The organism is Nonomuraea sp. B12E4, assembly GCF_039871825.1.
Lineage (GTDB): Bacteria > Actinomycetota > Actinomycetes > Streptosporangiales > Streptosporangiaceae > Nonomuraea.
Map to the genome: position 1 here is coordinate 87722 of NZ_JBDPME010000020.1, position 18457 is coordinate 106178.

17 protein-coding genes are annotated in these 18457 nt (G+C 70.1%); 5 read left to right on the top strand and 12 right to left on the bottom strand.

The window, feature by feature from the left end; all coding sequences use genetic code 11:
• Positions 1-64: 64 nt before the first annotated feature.
• The gene (locus ABGB18_RS34315; protein WP_347699814.1) at positions 65-937 is read right to left on the bottom strand and encodes a GNAT family N-acetyltransferase; all 873 of its coding nucleotides are present in this window, start codon (positions 935-937) and stop codon (positions 65-67) included.
• A 366-nt stretch (positions 938-1303) separates the two neighbouring features.
• On the opposite strand from ABGB18_RS34315, the gene ABGB18_RS34320 reads away from it, so the two are divergent.
• The 3 genes from ABGB18_RS34320 to ABGB18_RS34330 all read left to right on the top strand — a co-directional run bounded on the left by ABGB18_RS34320 (position 1304) and on the right by ABGB18_RS34330 (position 4618).
• Positions 1304-2329, top strand: a complete 1026-nt coding sequence (locus ABGB18_RS34320; protein ID WP_347699815.1) for a phosphotransferase family protein — start codon at positions 1304-1306, stop codon at positions 2327-2329.
• A gap of 30 nt (positions 2330-2359) precedes the next feature.
• Complete coding sequence (locus tag ABGB18_RS34325; protein WP_347699816.1) at positions 2360-3112, top strand: SDR family oxidoreductase; 753 nt, start codon at positions 2360-2362, stop codon at positions 3110-3112.
• Positions 3113-3223: 111 nt separating this feature from the next.
• Complete coding sequence (locus ABGB18_RS34330; RefSeq protein WP_347699817.1) at positions 3224-4618, top strand: xylan 1,4-beta-xylosidase; 1395 nt, start codon at positions 3224-3226, stop codon at positions 4616-4618.
• An 80-nt stretch (positions 4619-4698) separates the two neighbouring features.
• Here ABGB18_RS34330 and ABGB18_RS34335 read toward each other — a convergent pair whose 3' ends face one another.
• Genes ABGB18_RS34335 through ABGB18_RS34345 form a run of 3 tightly spaced genes read right to left on the bottom strand, consistent with a single transcriptional unit; the run spans position 4699 to position 7668 of the window.
• Entirely contained in the window at positions 4699-5457 is a 759-nt protein-coding gene (locus ABGB18_RS34335; protein ID WP_347699818.1) for an ABC transporter permease subunit, read from the bottom strand.
• Positions 5454-6956, bottom strand: a complete 1503-nt coding sequence (locus tag ABGB18_RS34340; RefSeq protein WP_347699819.1) for a hypothetical protein — start codon at positions 6954-6956, stop codon at positions 5454-5456. Before ABGB18_RS34340 ends, ABGB18_RS34335 begins: the two co-directional genes overlap by 4 nt.
• Positions 6949-7668, bottom strand: coding sequence for an ATP-binding cassette domain-containing protein (locus tag ABGB18_RS34345; RefSeq protein ID WP_347699820.1), 720 nt, complete (start codon positions 7666-7668; stop codon positions 6949-6951). Before ABGB18_RS34345 ends, ABGB18_RS34340 begins: the two co-directional genes overlap by 8 nt.
• A 107-nt stretch (positions 7669-7775) precedes the next feature.
• On the opposite strand from ABGB18_RS34345, the gene ABGB18_RS34350 reads away from it, so the two are divergent.
• Positions 7776-8936: an ATP-binding protein gene (locus ABGB18_RS34350; RefSeq protein WP_347699821.1), complete on the top strand. Its 1161-nt coding sequence runs from the start codon at positions 7776-7778 to the stop codon at positions 8934-8936.
• Positions 8933-9589, top strand: a complete 657-nt coding sequence (locus ABGB18_RS34355; protein WP_347699822.1) for a response regulator transcription factor — start codon at positions 8933-8935, stop codon at positions 9587-9589. Before ABGB18_RS34350 ends, ABGB18_RS34355 begins: the two co-directional genes overlap by 4 nt.
• Here ABGB18_RS34355 and ABGB18_RS34360 read toward each other — a convergent pair.
• The 8 genes from ABGB18_RS34360 to ABGB18_RS34395 form a co-directional block, all read right to left on the bottom strand.
• Positions 9582-9743, bottom strand: a complete 162-nt coding sequence (locus tag ABGB18_RS34360) for a hypothetical protein (RefSeq protein WP_347699823.1) — start codon at positions 9741-9743, stop codon at positions 9582-9584. The two genes, ABGB18_RS34355 and ABGB18_RS34360, sit on opposite strands and share 8 nt — an antisense overlap.
• Positions 9744-9798: 55 nt before the next feature.
• Positions 9799-12663 (bottom strand): hypothetical protein, encoded by a 2865-nt coding sequence (locus ABGB18_RS34365; protein WP_347699824.1) that lies wholly within the window; start codon positions 12661-12663, stop codon positions 9799-9801.
• A gap of 32 nt (positions 12664-12695) precedes the next feature.
• A complete protein-coding gene (locus tag ABGB18_RS34370; protein WP_347699825.1) occupies positions 12696-14012 on the bottom strand; it encodes a hypothetical protein in 1317 nt (438 codons plus the stop codon).
• Positions 14005-14808, bottom strand: coding sequence for a polysaccharide deacetylase family protein (locus ABGB18_RS34375; protein WP_347699826.1), 804 nt, complete (start codon positions 14806-14808; stop codon positions 14005-14007). The genes ABGB18_RS34370 and ABGB18_RS34375 overlap by 8 nt, the downstream gene beginning before the upstream one ends.
• On the bottom strand, positions 14805-15746 hold the full coding sequence (locus tag ABGB18_RS34380) for a glycosyltransferase family 2 protein (protein WP_347699827.1): 942 nt from the start codon (positions 15744-15746) through the stop codon (positions 14805-14807). The genes ABGB18_RS34375 and ABGB18_RS34380 overlap by 4 nt, the downstream gene beginning before the upstream one ends.
• Positions 15747-15757: 11 nt before the next feature.
• The gene (locus ABGB18_RS34385) at positions 15758-16534 is read right to left on the bottom strand and encodes a glycosyltransferase family 2 protein (RefSeq protein WP_347699828.1); all 777 of its coding nucleotides are present in this window, start codon (positions 16532-16534) and stop codon (positions 15758-15760) included.
• A 205-nt stretch (positions 16535-16739) separates the two neighbouring features.
• Positions 16740-17870, bottom strand: coding sequence for a GNAT family N-acetyltransferase (locus tag ABGB18_RS34390; protein WP_347699829.1), 1131 nt, complete (start codon positions 17868-17870; stop codon positions 16740-16742).
• The gene (locus ABGB18_RS34395) at positions 17867-18235 is read right to left on the bottom strand and encodes a hypothetical protein (protein ID WP_347699830.1); all 369 of its coding nucleotides are present in this window, start codon (positions 18233-18235) and stop codon (positions 17867-17869) included. Before ABGB18_RS34395 ends, ABGB18_RS34390 begins: the two co-directional genes overlap by 4 nt.
• Positions 18236-18457: the final 222 nt, after the last annotated feature.

Sequence of the window (18457 nt, forward strand, 5' to 3'; positions counted from 1 at the left end):
TAGAGGTCCAGGCGGTTGGAAGGCGGCAACAGGAAGTGACGATCCGTGCGCTGTGCGATGAACTTCACCCTTGTACGACGGTCCTGAGTCGTCCCAAGGTTTTGAGCGCTTTGTCGGCGGTCTTGAGAAGTAGCGGATGGGCCAGCACCGTGGCCCGGGTCTTGCGCACCGGCACCCGCATCATCCAGTGCACGCCCGCCGCCGGGCCGAGCCGGGCCACCCGGCCCTCGGCCACTTCGAACTCGTCGTTCTTGAGCTTGTCCTTGTATTCCTTCTGGCCCCGGCCCATGTCGATCACCTGGATGCCGGATTCGGCGGCCCGCTCGGTCATCGCCAGGTGCTGGATGAGGCCGGGGGAGTATTTCGCGAAACGGGTGTCGTAGGCGGGGAACCACCCGGCCAGCGTCCTGCGTGTGCGCAGCCCGAAATGCCCGGCCACCGGCTGGTCGTCCGCGTAGACCATGTCGAGCACCCCGGCGAAGCTCTCCGACCGGGTGGTCAGCAGCCGCTCCACCAGCTCCACGATCCACTGGTGGGCGAACCTGTCGGTGCGCCCGGTCCGCCGGTATTGGTCGGTCTTCCAGCCGAGCAGTGTGCGCAGCGGCTCGAGGTCGGTCGTCGCGTAGTCGTGGCGGAACGTTCCCGCCTCACGCTGCAGCTTGCGGGACTTGGCCAGTGTCGACTTGTACGTCTTGCCGGAGTGCTCCCGCAACCACTCGGTGTAACGCTCATAGCCGTCGCGCAGGTCGATGATCGGCGACGGGTGCCTCTCGTGCCGCTCGCTGAGCAGCGGTTGCCCGGAGACCAGGTGGTCGAACTCGTAGACGGCCAGCCCGCAATCCTTGATCAGCCGGATCGGGTCGAACTCGAAGTCCTTCACGCACACCAGCCCCTGCGCGTCGGTCAGTCCCGCGGCGACCGGCTTGCCGATGCCCATAGGATGCCTCTCAAAGGGGAAAAAGCCCACGATGTCAGAAGCATCGTAAAGAACCGCGACACGCACGGCATCGCGGAGTTCTCCGACGGTGATGGTGAACTCTGGGGACAGAAAGGGATTGTCCAGGGTCGGATCCGACTCCTGAAGAGCCCGCCAACGGCTCAGCTCTGTTTGTCCCAGCTCACGGGGGAGGGCAAGGGTGACGTGCATGGGCTCCTACTGTCGGCATACCACTGCCCGGCCAGCATGCGTGCAGGCGTATACGGCCAGGGTAAAGGATCTCGCCTGATCACATCGTCGCAGGTCCGGAACGTTACACAACTACCAGCTAGCTTTCAGGACCGAGTGACGTTCTAATGTGTGTCCATGACCGTTCCCGGCGTAGACCAGCCCCGCCTGTACGCATGGATGAGCCGTCACGTGCCCGACGCGGGCGAGCCCCGGTCCGTCTCGCTGATCTCCGGCGGCCGGTCCAATTTGACTTACCTGGTCGAGACCGGGGAGCGCCGCCTGGTGCTGCGCCGCCCGCCGCTCGGTCACGTGCTGCCCACCGCCCACGACATGCGGCGGGAGTGGCGGGTCATCTCGGCCCTGGCGCCCACGCCCGTGCCGGTGCCCGAGCCGGTCGCCTTCTGCGGGGACGAGGACGTGATCGGCGCGCCGTTCTACCTCATGGCATACGTGCCCGGCGCCGCCGTGCGGACGCGGGAGGAGCTGGGGCGGCCCACCGAGAAGCAGACGCGGCGGCTGTCGGAGCGGCTGGCCGAGGTGCTGGCCGCCATCCACGCCGTGGACTACCGCGAGGTGGGGCTGGGTGACTTCGGCCGGCCCGAGGGATACATGGCCAGGCAGCTCGACCGGTGGTGCCAGCAGTGGGAGCGGTCGAAGACGGCGGATCTGCCGGACTACTACCGGCTCGTGGAGCGGCTGCGGCAGCGCCTGCCCGCCACCTCGGCGAACACGCTGGTGCACGGCGACTACCGGCTGGACAACACGCTGATCAGGCCGGCGGACCTCGACATCCTGGCGGTGGTCGACTGGGAGATGTCCACACTCGGGGATCCGCTGGCGGATCTGGGGCTGACGCTGACGTACTGGCACGATCGCGGGGACGAGGAGCGGGCGGGGATCCCGGTGGCGGGGGATGTGACGGTGGCGCCCGGATTCATGAATGCCGCAGAGTTCGCTGGGCACTACCAGAAAGTGTCGGGCAGGGATATTTCGGATCTTGGGTTCTATGTGGCCTTTGGCAACTTCAAGCTCGCCGTCATCGTGGAGGGTATCCACGCCAGGTTCCGGCAAGGGAAGACCGTCGGTGAGGGGTTCGACCGCATCGGCTCGGCCGTGCCCACTCTGATCACCCGTGCGCATCGCATGCTCGACCAGCCCTGAACCACTTACCGGAATCTCGCAGGGAGCGCCATGAGCACAGTTGCACTGATCACCGGAGCGGCCAGCGGCATCGGGGCGGCCGTGGCTCGGCGACTGTCGGCGGGTGGCGTCAAATGCGTCCTCGTCGACCTCAACGGTGAGGGCGTGGAGCGGCTGGCCAAGGAGGTGGAGGGCGCGTGGCTGGCCGCCGACGTCAGCCAGGAGGAGGCCTCGCGGGAGGCGGTCGCGCTGGCCGGGCGGCGCTACGGCCGGCTCGACCTCGTCCACCTCAACGCCGGGATCAGCGGGCGGGTGGACTTCGCGGACTTCGACCTGGAGCGCTACCGCAAGGTGGTCGCGGTGAACGTGGACGGCGTCGTGTTCGGCGTCCGGGCCAGCCTCCCGCTGCTCGTACGCTCCGGCGGCGGCGCCATCGTGGTCACCTCGTCTCTGGCGGGCCTGGTCGGCTTCGCCGGCGACCCGATCTACACCATGACCAAGCATGCCGTCGTCGGCCTGGTCAGAGGGCTGGCCAAGCCGCTGGCCGAGCAGAACGTGCGCATCGGCGCCGTCTGTCCCGGCTTCACGGACACGCCGCTGGTCGCCGAGACGCGGGAGATGTTCGTCAACGCGGGCTTCCCGCTGCTGTCGGCCGAGGACGTGGCCGCCGCCGTCGAGTCCGCCTTCTATGCCGAGACCTCCGGTACTCTCCTCGTCGTGCAACCCGGGCGCCCGCCGGTGCCCTACCGTTATGCCGGGGTCCCCGGTCCGGCCGGAGGGCAGCGGCCGCCAGGGGTTCAGTGACGGCAAGTTCCTGGTAGGTGGGACCATTAGCGTCATTAGGGCTGGGCCTTGCCCAGCCCTTCAGTACGTTCAGAGGGTCTCCCTCTTGCTCGCACACCCCGAGGAGCTACCGTGATTCCGACCGACGGCCGGCACGCGCGCCGACGATCACGAGGGCCCGTCGCCCTGGGAGCCGGCTTCCTGGCGATCGTCCTGGTGGCGGGCATCATGTTCTACGCCTCCAACCGGGCCAAGTCGCGCAGTGAGTTCAACGGCACCGACATCGCCACGACGGTCCCCAGCGAGCCCGCGCCCGAGTTGGAGCAGCCCCCGGCGCTGGACGCCTGGCCCCGCTGGGGGGTCACGCACACCCAGTTCAGTGCCGACAACGAGCCGGAGCCGGTCCTGGACGAGGCCAGAGACCTGCTGGGCCGCGTCCCGATGCTGCAGAACCAGCACATCATGGGCTGGGGGGTGGGCAATCCCGAGCCGAGCCCGGGGCAGTTCAACTTCCGCGATCTCAACCGGCGGCTGAAGTTCATGTCGTCGTCGCGGGCGGTGCCGGTGATCACGCTGTGCTGCGCGCCGGACTGGATGAAGGGCGGGCAGGCCGGGCGTACGGACTGGAGCAAGAACCCCACGGTCGCCCCGGAACCCGAGCACTTCGCCGACTACGCCAAGCTGGCCGCGCGGGTCGCCGAGCAGTATCCGACCGTCCGGCACTTCATGGTGTGGAACGAGCTCAAGGGCTTCTGGAACCCGAGCACGAACAAATGGGACGCCAAGGGCTACACCGAGCTCTACAACCAGGTCTACACGGCGTTGAAGGAGGTCAACCCGGCGATCCAGGTCGGCGGGCCGTACGTGTCGATCGACACCAACTCCAGTGCCGCCGCCTCCTCGGAGCTGAGCGGCCCCTGGGGCACGGTGGACCAGCGGTCGCTGGACGCGATCAAATACTGGATCCAGCACAAGAAGGGCGCCGACTTCATCGTGGTGGACGGCGCGTCCGTGGCCAAGGACGACAAGCGCAACGTGCCCGACGACTTCGCGGCTCAGGCGAAGTTCGGCGCGATCACGCAGTGGTTGCGGCAGCAGAGCGGCGACATGCCCGTGTGGTGGGCGGAGTGGTACGTCGAGCCGGAGAACTCCGGCTGGTCGGAGGAGAAGCGCACGGCGGTGCAGGCGACGGCCCTGATGGAGTTCGCCAGGAGCGGCGTCACGACGGCTCTCTACTGGAATCCGCAGCTGAACGAGGCGGGCGAGTGCCCGGGCTGCCTGTGGGCCCCCAAGGTGGGCGGCGAACTGCCGATGGCGGGCCTGCTGAGCGGTTTCGCCAAGTGGTTCCCCACGGGAGTGGGGCTGGTCGGCGTGCAGTCGTCGGACAACCGGGTGCGGGTGCTCGCACAGCAGCGCCAGGTGGTCATGGTGAACACCTCTGACCAGCCCGTGACGGCGTCGGTGGACGGCAAGCAGGTGTCCCTGGCGCCCTACGAGATCAAGTGGGCCGGTCGCGGCGGCGCCTGACCACGAGCGGAGGTCAGGCGCGGCGGTGACGCCTTGCCGGCGGGCTGGGCACCGCGGCGCCGCCTGACCACGAGCGTGGGCTAGGCGTCGCGGCGCCGTAGCGCCAGCCCGCCGGCCAGCAGGGCCGCCGTGGCCCAGGCGGCGGGCACGGCCAGGCCCGTCCACGGATCCAGGGGCAGGCCGTCCAGGCCGGTGGTGGCCTGGACGGCGAGGCCGGCGTTCATCGGGGACAGGCGCCACAGCAGCCGCTGCCAGTCCGGGTCGGGGAGCAGCAGGACGGCGAGCGGGAAGAGGTAGAGCAGCCCGAGCACCGTGCCGGTGGCCGCCGCCGGCTCCCGCAGCGCCGTGGCGACCCCGAGGCTGAGCAGGGCGATCAGGGCGAGATAGAGGACCGAGCCGAGGGCCGCCCGCAGCGTCGGGCCGTCGGCCGGGGACGGCGGCGGGTAGCCGCGGGCGGGCAGGACGAGGCCCGCGCCCAGCAGCGACGCCGCCACCGCGACGGCGCCCCCGGCCACCGTCAGGCCGGTCAGCAGGGCCGCCTTCGCGGCCAGGACGGTGGCCCGGCGGGGCATCGCGGCCAGGGTGAGGCGGATCAGGCCGGTGCCGTACTCGCCGGAGATCATGCTCACCGCCAGCATCACGACGAACACCTGGCCGAGCTGGATCCCGCTGAGCCCGAGCCTGACCGTGTCCTGGGTGCAACGGCCCCACGGGCACGTCACGCCGGCGCTCAGCGCGACGCCCGCCGCCGCGGTGAGCGTGACGAGGCCGAGCAGGAGCCGACCGGCGCCGGGCACAGTGCGGAGTTTCGTCCATTCCGCATGCAGTTCCCGCCTCATGCGTCCCTCCGGCGCACCGAGCGGATCGCCAGGGCCAGGGCGAGCGCGGCGTACCCGGCCGTCACCGCGAGCCCCGCCCACGGCGGCAGCGGATAGTAGCCGGTGCCCGGCACGTAATGGCTCAGCACCTGCGGGTACGCGGGGACGCTCTGCTGGATCGCCAGGCCGGCCGCCGGGGTCAGGCGCAGCAGCCACCGCGACACGTCGTCGGGCACGGGGGAGAAGACCGCCAGCATGTACGGCAGCACGACCAGAGCCACGGCGGTGACGACGGCCCCGGTGGCGCGCCGGAACAGGGCGCCCAGGGCCAGGGCGAGCACGGCGGCCAGCGCGAAGACCATCCCCACCCCGGCGATCACCCGTACCTCGGTGAGCAGTGGCGTCGGCGGGAGAACGAACCCGTTCGCGCGCAGCAGGCTCATGCCGATCGGAGCCGTCACGGCGGCGGCGGCCAGCCCGGCGGCGAAGGCCACCACGCCGATCACCGCAGCCTTCGCCGCCAGGGCCCGGCCCCGCCGCGGGCACGCCAGCAGGGTGGTGCGGATCAGGCCCCGCCGGTACTCCGCCGCGATCGGCAGCACCGCCGCCACGACCACCACGACCAGCCCGAACGGCACGCCGGGGAGTGTGTCCTGGACGGTCGGGCCGTCCTCGGAGGGCGCGATGTCGCCGGTGCCGGTGACGGTGAACGTGCCGCCGGACCTGACGAGGCCGTTGGCGCGGTGGTAGCGCTCCCAGTCGGTCTGCCCGGGGCTGTCGCCCACTTCGGTGGCGGCCCACGCGCCCTGGAGGCTGACCTGGTCGAAGACGGCGGTGGTCTGGGTGAACCGTACCTGCCCGATGCTGCCGCCCGTCTCGCTCTGCTTGACCGTGAGGTCGCCGGGCGAGGCGGCGAACATGCCGATGCGTACGGTGTCCGGGAGGCTGAGGCGGGCCGTGCCGACCTCGGTCCAGTGGCGGCCGTCGGGGGACTCGTACCCGGTGAGGCGGTCGCCGGAGCGGGTCAGGCGCAGCCAGCGCGGGGACCGCGGGGAGACGCCGCCGGGGCGGCCGGCGGTGTCGTGGGCGAAGTCGTACTGCATGCGCACGCCGTGGCCGCCGGTGAGCAGCACGGCCGCGTACGACGACCCCGGCCGCGTGCCGTCCTTGACCATGATCCCGGCCTTCGCCCACGGCACCAGCCCCGCGACGATCTTGTCGTGGTCGGGCGGGGGGTAGGTGATGACACCGGTCATGGAGGTCAGGCGGACGGTGAGGGCGCCGTCGCCGGTCAGCTCCCGGTGCGCGAAGGAGAAGCGGTCCTCCACGGTCTCGCCGTCCGGCCCCAGCAGCGGCGCCGGGCAGGGCACCTCGATCGGGCCCTCGCTGCAGGAGGAATGGCTGCCCGCGGCGAAGAGCAGCCCGGGGACCATGGTGACCAGCGCCGCGGCCACGACGGTGAGCACCCAGCCGCGTACGGTGCGGAATTTCGTCCATTCGGCGCGAAGGAGCTCAGGCATCGCCGCGCCGCCCGATGAGCCTCAGGTAGGCAGCCTCCAGGCCGCCGGTGGCCGCGGCCAGGGCCGCGACCCCGGTGTCGGCCACGACCCGGCCGCGGTCGGCCACCACCAGGTGCCCGGCCACGTGCTGCAGCTCGCTCAGCAGATGGCTGGACACCAGCACCGCCCGCCCCTCCGCGGCCAGCCCGGCCAGCAGCCCGCGCAGCCACCCGATGCCCTCGGGGTCCAGGCCGTTGAACGGCTCGTCCAGCATGAGCACCGGTGGGTCGCCGAGCAGCGCGGCGGCCAGGCCGAGCCGCTGCCGCATGCCCAGCGAGTACCCGCCCGCCCTGCGCCGGGCCACCCCGCCGCCCAGGCCGGTCAGGTCGAGCACCTCCGTCACCCGCGCCGCGCCCAGCCCCTGGGAGTGGGCCAGCCACAGCAGGTGGTCGCGGCCGGTGCGGCCCGGCTGCAGCGCCGCCGCGTCCAGCAGCGCGCCGACGTGGCGCAGTGGATGCCGCAGGGTCCGGTACGGCCGCCCGCCCACCAGCGCCCGGCCCTCGTCAGCGGCGTCCAGGCCGAGGACCACCCGCATGGTGGTGGACTTGCCCGCCCCGTTGGGCCCGACGAACGCGGTGACCCGCCCGGGTTCGACCGTGAACGACATCCCGTCCAGAGCCAGGGTGGGCCCGAAGCGTTTGCGCAGGCCGATGACTTCGATGGTTGCTCGCATGCGACGAAGTTGTACGGCCGTGCCCCTGACACGGGCCGAACGAGGGCCGTCATACCGCTGTTAGGCCCGGCACGGCATCCTGGAGAACCCGCGACGAGAGAGAACCGATGAGCAAGCCGCGACGCCCGGCCCGGACCGTACGGCAGCGTTTCACCGCCCTTTACGGTGCCCTGTTCCTGCTGTCGGCCATCGGGCTGCTGGCCCTCACCTATGTCGTGGCCAGCGGCCCGTCGAACATCAGCCGGGCCGCGCCCATGGGTGAGCAGCCGTACCGGTCCTCCGCTCTCGCCGCCGCCCAGGAGCGCATCGGGCAGCTCGAGGCCGAGCTCGCGCAGGCGGAGACGCACCAGTCGCGGCAACTGCTGCTGGGGTCGGCGGTCGCGCTCGGCGTCATGGCGGTGGTGTCGATGGTGCTGGGGCGGTTCGTCGCGGGCCGGGTGCTGCGCCCGTTGCGGGCGATCACCGCGACCACCCGCCGCATCTCCGCCGACAACCTGCACGAACGGCTGGCCGTGGCGGGTCCCGCCGACGAGGTGAAGGATCTGGCCGACACCATCGACGGGCTGCTGGAGCGGCTGGAGGGCTCGTTCGCCGCGCAACGCCGGTTCGTGGCCGACGCCTCGCACGAGTTACGGACGCCGCTGGCGACCATGCGGGCCTCCCTGGACGTGGCGGTGGCCAAGCCCGAGCCGGTGCCCGAGCAGACCGTGTCGCTGGCCGGGCGGCTGCGTACCGAGCTGGACCAGGTCGATCGGCTGCTCGACGGACTGCTCGTGCTGGCCAGGGCCCAGCACGGCGCGATGGTCGACCGGGCGGCGGTCTCGCTCGGCGACGCCGTGGCGGCGGCCCTGGAGGCCCGGGCCGCCGGCATCGCGGCCCAGGACCTGACCGTGCGCACCGACCTCGGCGACGTCCGGACGCGGGGGAGCCGGACGCTGCTGTCCCGGATGGTCGACAACGTGATCGACAACGCGGTCCGGCACAACCGCCCGGGCGGCTGGATCCAGGTCGCCGCCACGGCCGCGGACGGCACGGCGCTGCTGGTCGTCGAGACCGGCGGGGACGCTCTCGACCAGGAGCAGGTCGCGCTGCTGGCCCGGCCGTTCCAGCGGCTCGGTCCGGACCGCACCCACTCCGGCGACGGGTCGGGGCTGGGGCTGACGATCGTCGCGGCCGTCGCCGCCGCGCACGGCGGCGCCCTGGACCTGAGCGCCCGGCCGGCGGGTGGCCTGCGGGTCGCCATCACGCTGCCGTCGGTGCCGGGATGAGGGTGCTGGTGGTGGAGGACGCGCGGGCCCTGGCCGACGTGCTGGCCGAGGGCCTGCGTGACCAGGGCATGGCCGTGGACCTGGCCTACGACGGGCTGGCGGCGGCGGCCAAGCTCGACGTCAACTCCTACGACGTGGTCGTGCTCGACCGCGACCTGCCCGGCATCCACGGCGACACCCTCTGCCAGATGATCACCGAGCGCGACGACCGGGCCATGGTGCTGATGCTGACCGCGGCCGGCTCGCCCGGCGACCGGGTCAGCGGCCTGACCCTGGGCGCCGACGACTACCTGGCCAAGCCGTTCCACTTCCCCGAGCTGGTGCTGCGCGTCCGCTCGCTGGCCCGCCGCCGGCCCTCGGCCCGCCCGCGCACGCTGCGCGCGGCCGGCATCGAGCTGGACCCGGTACGCCGCACCGCCACCCGCGACGGCCGCCACCTGGACCTGTCGGTCAAGGAGTTCGCCCTGCTGGAGGCCCTGCTGCGGGCCACCCCGGCCTTCCTGAGCGCCGAGGACCTGCTCGAACAGGTCTGGGACGAGCACGCCGACCCGTTCACCAACACCGTCACCGTGACCATCGGCCGGCTACGCCGCAAACTCGGCGACCCCCCGATCATCACCACCACGCCGGGCGTGGGCTACCGCATCACCTGATCGGCCTGCGGCCGCGCACCAGCACCCAGCAGCCCACCAGGGCCACCGCGAACACCGGCAGCCACCCCAGGCGCGCCGTCTCGGGACGGAACGCGAACACCGACCTGGAGGTCAGCCTGATTCCGGGTGCCGAGCCGGGCCGGCTACCGTGCACGGGCGGGACGCGCCCTTGTGCCCAACGGGGGCCACAAGGGCGCATTCCGCGGGGTTCAGTTGTTCGCCGCGATATAGATGAACCGCTCGACGATGACCGCCACCGCCACCACGAAGCCGGGAACCGCCAGGAACAGCAGGCGTTTGCGCGCCTTCCGCGCCCGGTTCGGGCCGTTCAGCCGGATGATCTCGTAGCCGAGGAGCGCCACCCAGGTCACGGCCAGCGCGCCGATGCCCACCGGCGTCCACGGCGTGCTGGGATCGCCGCTCCCCTTGTACGGCTCCGGCTCCGGGATCTCCGTGCCCCGGACGAAGCTCTTCCACGTGTAGAGCGCCGCGTCGGTGTTGGAGTAGACCCGCTTCAGATCCGGCGAGGCGTCCAGCGCCGCCCGGAACCGTGTTCCCCAGTCGGCCGGATAACCCTCGTTGAGCTGCAGGTAGCTCACCTGGCCGGCGCTCACCATCAGGTACGTGTTACGCGGCTGCGCCTTGACGCTGGCCACCGTGTCCGCGATCTGCGTCGGGTCCTTGTGCACGAGGGCCTGCACGCCGAAGTTGACCCGCTCGATGTCCTGCTCGCCCCACGGCATGGTCGGCGTGACCTCGTCCCCCAGCTTGGGCACCAGGTAGACCACCCTCGCGCTGGGCTTGTCGTGGTCGTAAACGTAGCGCATGGCGGCCACCTCGCCGGTGGTGACCCGCTCGAACTTCTCGTTGCCGTACCTGGCCAGCAGGAACGCCATCGCGAACAGGACCGCGAAGCAGGCCGCCAGCACCACTGTGAGCTTCTTCGTGAGCTCGGGGTTGAGGCGCGTGTTCCGCTTGCGCATCGGCACGGTCTCTTCGCGCACGTCCGCGCTGTCGGCGGGCAGGTTCGGGAAGAACGCGTACGCGGCCAGCAGGCACGCGCCGGGCAGTGCGAACATGTAGATCCGCAGCCCGATCTCGCCGCCGTAGCTCTGCAGTCCCAGCGCCAGTACCGGCACGCACAGCAGGATCAGCGCCGACCGGTCGAACACCCCGCGCCGCAACCGCCGGAACAACCCGGTCGCGGCCAGCGCCAGGATCACCACCAGAATGCCCAGCCGGGCCTGCAGCACCATCGTGTGCGCGGGGTCGGTGCCCTCGATCCGGTCGCCGGTGTTGCTTCGCAGGTTCGCCATGATGTCGCCGAACCCGCCGAAGATCGTGTCGATCTGGCTGGCCCAGAACCCCACGGTCATGTAGCTGATCCAGGCCGCCACCACCAGGCCGAGGAAGAACGCCAGCGCCCACGTCAGCGAGGTCCGCTTGAAGATCAGGAACGCCGTGACGACGCCCAGCATCATGAACGGCGTGATCTGGTGAGAGGCCGTCGCCGCGAAGAACAGCGCGAGCAGCATCATCAGCATGAGCAGCTTGTCGGCCCGGTACGTCCCGGTGTTGGCGAGCTCGCCCGGCGTCATGGCGTCCAGTCGCCCGAGCAGCTTGCGCAGCCCCTTGGGCGGGATCGGCTTGGTCCGCGGCTCCACCCGTCCGAACCATCGCAGCAGGATCGCCACCCAGGCCAGATACAGGGCGAACGTGAAGCCCTGCGGCGAGAAGTAGTCCTGCCCGATCCACTGCACCAGGACGAACAGCAGCGCCGCGAACCAGCGCGCCCGCGTGGTGGCCACCACCTGACGCAGGATCAGCACGAACGGGAGCAGGTAGAGCAGATTCGACAGCAACGGCGTCCACTGCAGGATCGTCGTCATGTCGGTGATGCCCGCGGCCTTGGTGACGAACGCGAACAGCGCGAAGAAGCCCGGCCATCCCATGCGGGCGTCGATGTTGATCGCGGTCTCGCCCGTCCTGCCGATGAACTCCACGAAACCCGCATGAATGTAGGCCGTGGGGAAGCGCGGCTCGCTGGACACCAGCGCCCCGGCCCCGTGCAGGGCGAAGGTGATCGCCGCGATCTGGAACAACAGCAGGAACTTGCGGTCGGTGCTCTGGGCGACGGTGACGAAGAACGACACGATCATGATCAGGATCGCGACGAACGCGGTCACCGGCAGCGCCGAGATCAGTCCGAGCCCGTCGATGTCGGCCGGGTTGACGCCGCGGAGCGGGCCGGGGGAGACCTTGAGGGCGAGGATGTACATGAACAGGCCCTCAAGGACCAGCAGCACCGGCAGCCACTTGGGCGCGCTGGCGACCAGCGCCCCGGCCCGCCCGGCGAGCCCGGGCGCGCCGGCACTCCGCTGCCCCGCGCCTCCACCGGGCCCCGCCAGGGCGGGCTGCCGCAGAGCAGCGCCACCCGCCCCCTGCGGTTCCCCACCACCGGCCTGGTGCCACTCACCCGGCACCTGCTGCGGCCCGGCGCCCGGCACCTGGTGCGGTCCGGTGCCCGGTGCTTGCCGCGGTCCGCTATCTGGCGCCTGGTGTGGGCCGGTGGCCGGTGCCTGCTGCGGCCCGGCGGCCGGGGCAGCCTCGGCCGAAGGCGTTCCTTCGCCGGGTGTCGCTCCGACGGACGGAAGGCTCATGGGCTGCGTCCCGGCAACCGGCGACGCGGCGGCCGCCCCCTTCTCCGCCGCGGGCGGCTGCCCGATGCGGACGGGCCCGGGAAGCCGGAAGGCCGTCGTCTTCTCCGCACCCGGAGAACCGGCGGCCCCGGCAGCGCTCCCGGCGCCCTCGGAGTCGCCCTCAGCACCGCCCTTGGAGCCGTCGGAACCGCCCTCAGAACCGCCCTTGGACCCGTCGAAACCGTCGGAACCGCTCTTGGAGCCGCCCTCGGCGGCGCCCTTCGCAGCCTCCTTGTCCGACCCGGACTTCACCGGACCGGCCGGGGGATCGAACGTCAGCCGCGGGATGACCCCCGTGGCTTCCGGATCGAAGGGCACCTCTGACTCCTCCTTGTCGCCGCGCACGCCTGAGGAGCCGGTGATCCCGGTTGTCATGCCATCGCCGTCCCGTTGCCTCACGTTGACCATCATGCGGCCCCGGACGACCCCTGGGTGACAGTCGGCTTGCCAGTTTCGCGATATCTGAGCGTTTTGCGTAGATTTCCGAAGATCAAAAGTGCCATGAGAAGTTCGCTGAAGAGCAGTCCGTACCCCACCGCGTTCACCCCGGCGAGGGGGAACAGCGCCGCGACGGAGATCAGCACCAGCACCGCCAGCCCGACCTGCACGGTCGCCAGCGTCCGCGCCTTGCTCTGCGCCCGCAACGTGCTCAGATAGACCTCGATCAGCACTCTCGGCAGCACGGCCAGCGACATCAGCCGCAGCAACGTGGAGCCCTCGTCGGCGAAGTCCGAGCCGAAGATGTGCAGGATCAGCGGCCCTCCGACGATGGCGACGGCGATGATCGGAGTGACGACCAGGAGGGCGCGCCGCAACGCGTTCCTGGCGTTCACGGCCAGTTTGGCACGTTCTATAGAGCCTTCGACGGTCAGCGACACCGCCATGTTCATGGCCAGCAGCTCGATCATGCTCGCCAGGGTGAACGCCATCGAGAAGCGCCCGAACGTGGCCTCGCCCACCTGCGTGGCGATCACCACGGGCACCAGGTAGACGATCGCCAGGATCGACAGCGTGCCAGGGAAGTCCCCGGCCAGGAACCTGCCGACCTCGCGCAGCCGAGGTGGCTGGGCGGCCGCGTCGACCTGCCGGACGTGCCTCGGCACCACCAGGCCGAAGATCAGCCAGTTGACCGGGATCAGCGCCAGCGCGGTCGGGATGACCCAGGAGGTGAAAATCCCGCCCTCGGGCAGCGCGCCCGCCAGCGCGAACAGCAACCCCATCTTGACCACGCCGAAGACGAGGTTGTTCAGGGGTACGAAGGTGGCCCTGCGCAGCCCGGTCAGCACCACGTCCTGCAGCGTGAACACGGCCCACACGACCACGGAGGCCACGAAGAACAACCCGGGGCCGAATCCGGCCAGCACCGAGTAGGTCTCACCCCACAGTGGCAGCGTCAGCAGGAATCCCACGGCGGCCACCCCGCCCGTCGCGGCGGCCAGGCCGTACCCGCGCAGGATGAGCTCCGGCGTGCGGCGGCCCGCCAGCGGCAGGAAGCGGGCCAGCGCGCCCACGAAGCCCAGCGCCGTCAGCGACGCGAACAGCCGCATCGCCGTGATCACGGCCTGGCCGCGGCCGAACTCCTCGGGCGTGTAGTAGTGCGCGGCCAGCAGCCAGTAGCCCATGCCGAGCACACCGGTGATGACGGTGTTCGCCATGAGCGAGTAACCCTGCCGGAAGAGCGGGTTACGCAGGTCGACGAGGACCCGGTTCCAGACCTTAGACATTTCCGCGCACCCGTTGCAGCCCGTACCTCGTCCGCCGCACGACCGCGTACCCCTTGGTGAGGATGCGCTCGCGCAGGTAGATGAGGGGCACGGAGCTGCCTTCGACGGCGCGCTTGAACATGCTGAGGGTGGTGCCCTTGCCGACCGTCAGCCGGGGGATGGCGAGCACGTCGTGCCGGTCGGCGGCGAGCGAGTTGTTCACGGCGCAAGCAGCGAAATAACCGGCTTTGCGCACTTCGCGGCGTACGCGGGCGCTGGAATAGCCGTAGGGATAGGCCATGGTGGCGACCGGCGCGCCGATCTTCTCCTCCAGCAGGCCCTTGTTCCTGCGCAGCTCCTGCCGCAGGTCGTCCATGCGGAGCTGGTCGAGCTGGGGATGGCTGTGGCTGTGCCCGCCGATCTCGATGCCCGTCTGGGCCGCCTCGAGGGCCTGGGTCCAGGACAGCATGGCGTCCAGCGGCCGGCCCGCGGCGTCCTGGCCCGCGTCGGACACCCACCCGCTGGTCAGGAAGACCGTGGCGGGGAAGCCATGCCGTTCGAGCAGGGGCAGCGCGTGGCTGTGGAAGTCGGCGTAGCCGTCGTCGAAGGTCAGCACGACCGGTTTGGCGGGCAGCGACCGGCCGTTGTTCTTGTTCAGTGAGGCGACCAGGTCGCCCAGCGTGAGCGGGGTGAAGCCGCTCTCCGACAGGTATGCCACCTGCTCGGCCAGGTCGCCCGGCCGTACGGCGTGCGGCTTGGTCTCCGGGTTGGGGTTGTCGGTGACCGAGTGGTACATCAGGATCGGAACCCGGATCATGAGCGTGCCGCCTTCAGCCGTACGGAACCCACCAGGTAACCCCAGGTCGTCCAGGCCAGCCCGACCACGATCGCGGCGGCCCGGCCGAGGCCGCCCACGTCGCCGCGCAGGGCCTCGCCGACCCCGCGCAGCGCTCCGAGCGGCAGCGTCTTGAGCGCGTGCGCCCGCTCGCTGGCCAGCCCGTCCTGGGTGCCGACCTCCTGCGTCACCAGGGCCTTGGAGAGCCCCTCCGCGTAGCACCTGGACCTGAAGTAGGCGAACCGCTCGCGCTGCGCGGACACCTTGTGCCCGATCACCGCGCGCGGTTCGAACAACATGACCGAGCCGGGTTTGCGCTGGCTCAGCCGGATGCAGAACTCGGTCTCCTCGCACCCGAGCGGGCGGGACTTGCGCCCCTGTACGCTGCGCCCGATGCCACTGTGGAACCCGCCGACCTCGGCCACGGCGTCCCGTAGGAAGGCGGCGTTGCCCCCCATCACGTTGCGGATGGGCGCGCGTACCTCGGGCATGCCGCGGTAGGTGCACCCGACCGTCCAGTCGAACTCGTACGGGAACCACCGCGGGCGCCGCGAGGACGCCCACAGGGGGTCGGTCCGACCCCCCACGCCCACCACACCGGGGTTCTGGAAGCCCTCCTCCAAAGCCTCCAGCCACCCGGCGTCGGCGACCGCGTCGTCGTCGAGGAACGCGACGATCTCACCGTTGGCCGTGGCCACGCCGGTGTTCTTGCCCCCGGACAGCCCCTGCTCGTGCGAGTTCTCCACCACGATGGCCTGTGGATATTCACGCTTGAGCTTCAGGTGCAGGTCCGGGTTGTGGTCGACCACCAGGATCAGCTCGTGTGCCGGGCGGGTCTGCTTCTCCACCGACTCGACTGCCTGCCTGATGTCCTCCCACCGGTCCTCGGTGTAGACGCAGATGACAACAGACGTGTTCACAACGGTCCTTTTTATGCGACGCCTCGGTCAGCGGCAGGGGTGGCGGTCGGCTCAGGCTGAGAGGGAGAGGGCCGGCGTCGCCACTCCTTCAGGATGGTCTTGAGCACCCGGAAGCCATCTCGTACAACGTGCAGGTTGCTCTCGCCGTGGATGCGGTTGCGCTCGTGGCTCGGCACCTCGTGGACCTTCAGCCCGGCCTTGGCGGCGCGCACGTTCATCAGCGTCTCCACCTCGAAGCCGTCGCAGTCGAGGTCGAGCACGTCGAGGTGACGGGCCCAGAAGGCGTTGTAGCCGTAGCAGAGGTCGGTGTACTTGGTGTTGTACATCACGTTGACGATGCCGGTCAGCACCTTGTTGCCGAGCCGCCGGTTGATCGTCAGGTCGTCGCTGCCGCCACCGGAGGCGTAGCGCGAGCCCTTCACGAAGTCGGCGCCCGTCACCAGCGCGCCCACGAAGTTGACGATCTCCCTGCCGTCGGTCGAGCCGTCGGCGTCGATCATCACGATGATGTCGCTGGTGCACGCGGCGAATCCGGCGGCCAGGGCGTCGCCCTTGCCCTTGCCCGTCTGGGTGACGACCTTCACGTTGGGCCGCAGGCGCTTGGCCACGGCCACGGTGTCGTCAGTGGAGTTGCCGTCGACGAGCACGATCTCGTCGACCCACTGCGGCACCGTGGCGAAGACGTGCGGCAGGTTCTCGGCTTCGTTCATCGCCGGCACCACCACGCTCACCGTGGGTGAGATGGCCAGGTGTGGGGTGACCGGCGTGAAGCTCGAGGGTGACGGCACAGCGCGAAGGGGGGAGCCTTGGCGCTGGCCGTTGTACTTGGCTATCTCGGGACTCATGGCGAGGGAAATCCTTCCGGGACCCAGCCCTGCCGCGGCCCGGATGAAGCCAGCCCCGGGTGCTGTGGGAATGGCGAGGCCGCTGAACGCTGCATTGAAGGGTCCTGTGCTGTGAGGGTGTGCTGTGCTGTGCCGGGTTTGGGAGCGCTCAGCTCGCTCCCGTTGGTTCCTTGACTACCGAGTTGGGTGACTCCTGCTGCTGCATCGAGGTGCGCACCCGACCGAAGCCCTTGAGGACACGATCGGCCGCCCTATAAAGAGACGGCCGGTCCATGACAATTGTTCGGGCCTTGTTCAAAGGAGTTCGGCCCATCCAGTGGACCGCCGCCGTCGCGGACGGTCTCGAGATGCGGCCTTCGGCAACGTACAGGACTCCGCTCTTCAGCCAGTCTTTGTACTCCTTGCCGCCCTTACCCATGTCGACCATGTGCAGGCCGTCGTTCGCGGCGGCCTCGGCCATCTGCAGGTGGTGGACGATGCCGGGCGAATAGCGCCCGAACTCGGTGTCGTAGGCGGGGAACCACCCTACAAGCGTGGTCGCCGTCCGGAGGCCGAAATGGCCGGCCACCGGTACGTCCCCCGCATACAGCATGGTCAGCACACCCGCGAAGTCCGATGACTTTTCGGTATGCATCATGTCGGTCAGCTCGACGATCCACGGCTGGGCGAACCTGTCGACCCGGCCGGTGCGGCGATACTGATCGGACTTCCAGTTGAGCAGCGTGCGCAGCACCTCGGGGTCGGCCGAGGCCCATTCGAAGCGCAGCTCGCCCTGTTCCCGGCCGAGCTTGCGCTCCTTGTAACGCACGGTCTTGAGGTTTTTCGGCGAGTTGGACTTGACCTGGTCGATCCAGGCGTCGAACCCGGCGGTGAAGTCCATGACCGGGGCCGGGCGCACGTCCATCTCATAAGGGGCGAACGTCGGCTGCCCCGCCACGAGGTGGTCGAAGTCGAACACGCTGAGTCTGCAGGCCCGTAGCAGGGCCTTCGCGTCGAGGTTGAGCTCCGGGCCGGCGATCAGGCCGTGACACGTGGTCAGGAAGCCGCCGAGCGGTTTGCCGATGCCGAAGCTGTGCCGCTCGTGGGGGAAGAACCCCGCGATGCGGCCGCCGTCGGAGATGACCGCCACCCTCACGTAGCCGCGCAAGCGGTCCATCGCCAGGGCGAACTCGACGGACAGGAACGGGTTGTCCAGACTCGGGTCGGCCTTCTGCAGCTCACGCCACCGGTCCCGTTCGGCGTCGCCGAGTTCGTTCGGCCGAACTACCTGGATGTTCACCTTGCCCTGGCCCCCTGTTCGGTTTGGATGCTCTTCCCCCGGTACAGCACGCGGAGCACGTACATGAACCCGCCGAGCACGGCGACCGTGGCCACACCTGCCCGGGGCGACCACGCGCCGAAGAGGAGCATGGCCTGCGCGAGAAGCACGTTCAGTACGAGGCTTGCCGCGGCCCCCACCGATAGTGCGGCAAGGGGGTCACGATCACGCAACAGCCCCACCACCGCGGCCCCTGGGACCACCAGGAGGAACAGAGAGATCAGGAACGGGCGCAACGGCGTCTGTATGTCGAACAGCGCGACCGCCGCCCCGGCTATGCAGGCGAGCGCCAGCAGCCAGGCCAGCGCTCTGCGGTGCTTGAGCATCTCCTGTTTCTCTCCTGCTCTTCCTGGTAAAGGCCGATCGGATCGCAGTTCATGGGACCAATCGGTGCCTGGACACGTCAATGCCGACGCTTGGTGACGCGCTCCGGTTTACCGGCGGGCAAAGTTTTCTTCTGTGAGTTTCAGCACACGGTCAAGCAGTCTGCCGCTCCGACGCCGCCCCAAGCACACCAGAATGCCCTATCTGGCTGAGGTTCCTCGACT

What these genes read in the sequence shown, in the direction of transcription:
- ABGB18_RS34315 (WP_347699814.1), bottom strand. Translation starts at nt 937, where the DNA reads ATGGGCATCGGCAAGCCGGTCGCCGCGGGACTGACCGACGCGCAGGGG.
- ABGB18_RS34320 (WP_347699815.1), top strand. Translation starts at nt 1,304, where the DNA reads ATGACCGTTCCCGGCGTAGACCAGCCCCGCCTGTACGCATGGATGAGC.
- ABGB18_RS34325 (WP_347699816.1), top strand. Translation starts at nt 2,360, where the DNA reads ATGAGCACAGTTGCACTGATCACCGGAGCGGCCAGCGGCATCGGGGCG.
- ABGB18_RS34335 (WP_347699818.1), bottom strand. Translation starts at nt 5,457, where the DNA reads ATGAGGCGGGAACTGCATGCGGAATGGACGAAACTCCGCACTGTGCCC.
- ABGB18_RS34340 (WP_347699819.1), bottom strand. Translation starts at nt 6,956, where the DNA reads ATGCCTGAGCTCCTTCGCGCCGAATGGACGAAATTCCGCACCGTACGC.
- ABGB18_RS34345 (WP_347699820.1), bottom strand. Translation starts at nt 7,668, where the DNA reads ATGCGAGCAACCATCGAAGTCATCGGCCTGCGCAAACGCTTCGGGCCC.
- ABGB18_RS34350 (WP_347699821.1), top strand. Translation starts at nt 7,776, where the DNA reads ATGAGCAAGCCGCGACGCCCGGCCCGGACCGTACGGCAGCGTTTCACC.
- ABGB18_RS34355 (WP_347699822.1), top strand. Translation starts at nt 8,933, where the DNA reads ATGAGGGTGCTGGTGGTGGAGGACGCGCGGGCCCTGGCCGACGTGCTG.
- ABGB18_RS34365 (WP_347699824.1), bottom strand. Translation starts at nt 12,663, where the DNA reads ATGACAACCGGGATCACCGGCTCCTCAGGCGTGCGCGGCGACAAGGAG.
- ABGB18_RS34370 (WP_347699825.1), bottom strand. Translation starts at nt 14,012, where the DNA reads ATGTCTAAGGTCTGGAACCGGGTCCTCGTCGACCTGCGTAACCCGCTC.
- ABGB18_RS34375 (WP_347699826.1), bottom strand. Translation starts at nt 14,808, where the DNA reads ATGATCCGGGTTCCGATCCTGATGTACCACTCGGTCACCGACAACCCC.
- ABGB18_RS34395 (WP_347699830.1), bottom strand. Translation starts at nt 18,235, where the DNA reads ATGCTCAAGCACCGCAGAGCGCTGGCCTGGCTGCTGGCGCTCGCCTGC.